The 3,695-nt window shown below is 65.2% G+C and carries 1 protein-coding gene; it reads right to left on the minus strand.

Features of this window, described 5'->3' with window-relative positions:
- The coding region (locus BBI10_RS00160; protein WP_141695065.1) for a condensation domain-containing protein at positions 1–3,695 on the minus strand (3,695 nt) is incomplete at both ends.

Below are 3,695 nucleotides of genomic sequence, written 5' to 3' on the forward strand. Positions count from 1 at the left end.
CCTCGCGCCCGCAGCGCATGAGCCAGTTGGTTGGCACGACGGTCGAACTCGGCGAAGGTCAGGCGCTGTTCGCCATGAACCAACGCAATGGCGTCAGGACGAAGGCGTGCGTGGTCGGCGATCAGCTCGTGAATCGGCCGATCCACATACGGCGAAAACGGCGGCGTGTTCCACGCGTGCATCTGCTGGATGTCGCCTTCGGTGAGCATCGACAGCTCGCCGATGCGCGCCTCGGGGAAGCGGCAGAGGCCGTCCAATAGCGCCTGGAAATGCCCGCACAGACGCGTGATCTGCTCGGCGCTGAACACGTTGCTGTGGTAGTTGACGTGAACATGGGCGTGCTCGCCTGCCACCACCGCCAGGCTCAATGGGTAGTGGGTCTTGTCGCTGAGTTCGACGGAACCCAGGTTAAAGCCGTTGGCCTGCTTGTCCCGCAGCACCGCGTCCACCGGGTAGTTCTCGAACACCAGCAGGCTGTCGAACAGGTCACGACCGGCATGACCTGCATAGCGCTGGGCCTCGAACAGTGGCGTGTGTTCGTGCTCGCGCAGCTCCAGATTGTGGGCTTGCAGGTCATTGAGCCAGTCGCCGACCTTCTGCTGCGCCTCGGGCGCCTGCACCAGCGGCAGGGTGTTGATGAACAGCCCGAGCATGCGTTCGATGCCCGGCACTTGCGCGGAACGACCGGACACGGTGGCGCCGAACGCCACCCGTTGCTGGCCGGTGTAGCGCTGCAACAGCAACACCCACACCGCCTGAATCAGCGTGTTGACGGTCACGCGCTGGCGGCGGGCGGCGCTGTTCAGCAGTTCGCTGTTCAGATCCATGGACGTGACCCGCACCTGGTTCGGCAACGGCTCGCCCGTGCTGGAGGTCGGTGCGGTCAGCGCTGCTGCCATCATCGTTGGCTGATCGAAACCGGCCAGATGGCTCTGCCAGAAGGCCTTGCTGCGCTCGGCATCCCGGCTCAGCAGCCATTCGACGTAGTCGCCGTAATGCCCGGCGGGCTGCGGGGTGGCGTCGGACATCGCCGCCTGAATCACTTCGCCCAGCACCGCCGCGCTGCTCCAGCCGTCCAGCAAAATGTGGTGGAAGGTCCAGACCAGTTTCCACAGCGTCTCGCTTTGGCGAACCAGCAGCACGCGCATCAGCGGCGCGGCGTGCAGGTCGAACGGGGTTTCGCGCTCGTTCGCCAGTACGTCGGCCAGTGCCTGATGGCTGCTACGCAGGTCCAGTTCGCGTACAACCAACGCCGCATCGCGACGAATCAGTTGCACCGGCTGTTCGCTGCCGGAGACGCGCAGGAACGCCGCACGCAGGATCGGATGACGCTGAACCGCCGCCGCCCACGCCGATTTAAAACGGGCCACCGGCAAGTGTTCGATGTCCAGAGCCACCTGGTTGATGTACAGATCGCGGGCGCTGTCGGGATCGACGACCTCGCTGCCGCTCAGCTCGCTGTGAAACAGCAGACCTTGCTGCATCGGGGTCAGTGGGTACAGCTGTTCGATGTCCCATGCGGCGACCGGCAGTGCGTCGAGTTGTGCCTGAGTGAGCGCCAGCGCCGGGAAGTCCGACGGGGTGACCGGAGCGTGGCGGCGGCAGTGTTCGATCACCTCGTTCAGCGCTTCGCCGTAGGCGTCTAGCAGGCGTTGGATCGACGCCGATTCATGGCGCTCGCTACTGAAACTGCAGGTCAGGCTGAACTGGCCGTCACGGATTTGCGCATCGATGGACAGCTCGCCATTGAGCGGCGCATCGCCGGCGCGCTGGGCACCGCTACCCTCATCGGCCAGGCTGAAAAGCCCGCTGCTGTTTTGCAGCCGCCCCATGTAATTAAACAGCACGCTGCCGTCCAGCGCCGGCAAGGCTTCGCCGCGCAGATGGCGCAGCAGGCCATAACCCAGGCCGCCGTTGGGCACGGCGCGCAGGGTTTCCTTGGTGTGTTTGAGTGCCGCATCGAGGTCGTCGTCGGCGTGCAGGCTGACCGGGTACAGGCTGGTGAACCAGCCGACGGTGCGCGCCGGGTCAACGCCGTCGAACAGGTCTTCGCGGCCGTGGCCTTCCAGGGCGATCATCGCCTGGGACTCGCCGCTCCAGCGCTTCATCGCGCGGACCAGCGCGGTCAGCAGCAGGTCGTTGATCTGCGTGCGATACGCCGCAGGCGCCTCGCTGATCAGCTTTTCGGTGCGAGCAGCGTCCAGTTGCAAATGCAGCTGGCGCACGTTGCTTTGTCGCGCCTCTCCCTTCGGATTGGCGCAGGGCAACGCGGGTGCTGACGGCAGGTTGCGCCAGTATTCGGCTTCGGCCAGCACGGCGTCGCTGTAAGCGAAATCGAGCAGGCGGTTGGCCCAGCGCTGGAACGACGCGGCCTTGTCGCCGAGGTCGATGGCGAGGCCGGCTTGGGCCTGGGTGTAGGCGTTTTGCAGGTCCTCCAGCAGGATGCGCCACGACACGCCATCCACCACCAAATGATGCACCACCAGCAACAGACGCTCGCCGCCTTCGGCCAGGGTGAAATGCACGGCGCGCAGCAACGGGCCGTCCCTCAGATCGAGGCTGGCCTGGGCTTCGGCGCAGGTTGTGGTCAGCTCGTTCAGGGGGATTTCACGCTGCCAGATCAGGTCGTTTTGGGTCTGCTGGTCCGTAGAAAGCTCTGCACGATAGCGTTGCTGCCACTGGCCGTTGTCCTGCTGGACAAAGCGCATGCGCAGGGCATCGTGATGGTTGAGCACCGCCGCCAGGGCCTGAGTCAGCGCCGGGAGGTCCAGGGCTTCGCTCGGGTTCAACAACAGCGACTGGTTCCAGTGGCTGCGGTTGCGCATTGGCTGCTGGAAGAACCAGTGCTGAATCGGGGTCAGCGGGATGTCGCGATTCAGCTCGATGCGCTCAACCGCGGGCGCATCCTGACTAACCACCTGAGCGACCTGAGCCAGTTCGGCGATGGTCTGGCGTTCGAACATCTGCCGGGGCGACAGCACGATGCCGGTCTTGCGGGCGCGGGAGATGATTTGCAGGCTGAGGATCGAGTCGCCACCGAGGGCAAAGAAGTTGTCCTGGCGACCGATTTGCGCGACGCCGAGCAGGTCTTGCCACAACGCCGCCAGCTGGGTTTCGACCCCGGCCAGCGGTGCTTCGAAAGCGCGCTGCTGGATCTGTGGGTCGGGCAGCGCCTTGCGGTCGAGCTTGCCGTTGGCCGACAGCGGCAGGCTGTCCAGCGTGACGAAGTGGGCCGGAACCATGTAATCCGGCAGGCGTTGTTTCAGTTGGATGCGCAGCTGTTCTTCGTCGAAATCTTCGGCGACCAGATAGCCCACCAACTGCATGCCGGTGGCGAGTTCACGGGCGATAACCACCGCTTCGCTGACCGCGGGGTGATCCAGCAGCGCCGCTTCGATCTCGCCGATTTCCACGCGCAAGCCGCGCAGTTTGATCTGGTGATCGAGACGGCCGAGGTATTCCACCACGCCGTCGGCACGCCAGCGGGCCAGGTCGCCGGTGCGGTACAAACGCTCGCCACTGCCGAACGGACTGGCAACAAAACGCTCGGCGGTCAGCCCCGGACGCAGGTGGTAACCACGCGCCAGGCCGGCGCCGCCGATGTACAGCTCGCCGGGCACGCCGACGGGTTGCGGGTTGAGGCGGCTGTCGAGGATGTGGATCTGCAGGTTGGCGATGGGGGCGCCGATGGGCAC

Source organism: Pseudomonas graminis, assembly GCF_001705435.1.
Classification (GTDB): Bacteria; Pseudomonadota; Gammaproteobacteria; order Pseudomonadales; family Pseudomonadaceae; genus Aquipseudomonas; species Aquipseudomonas graminis_B.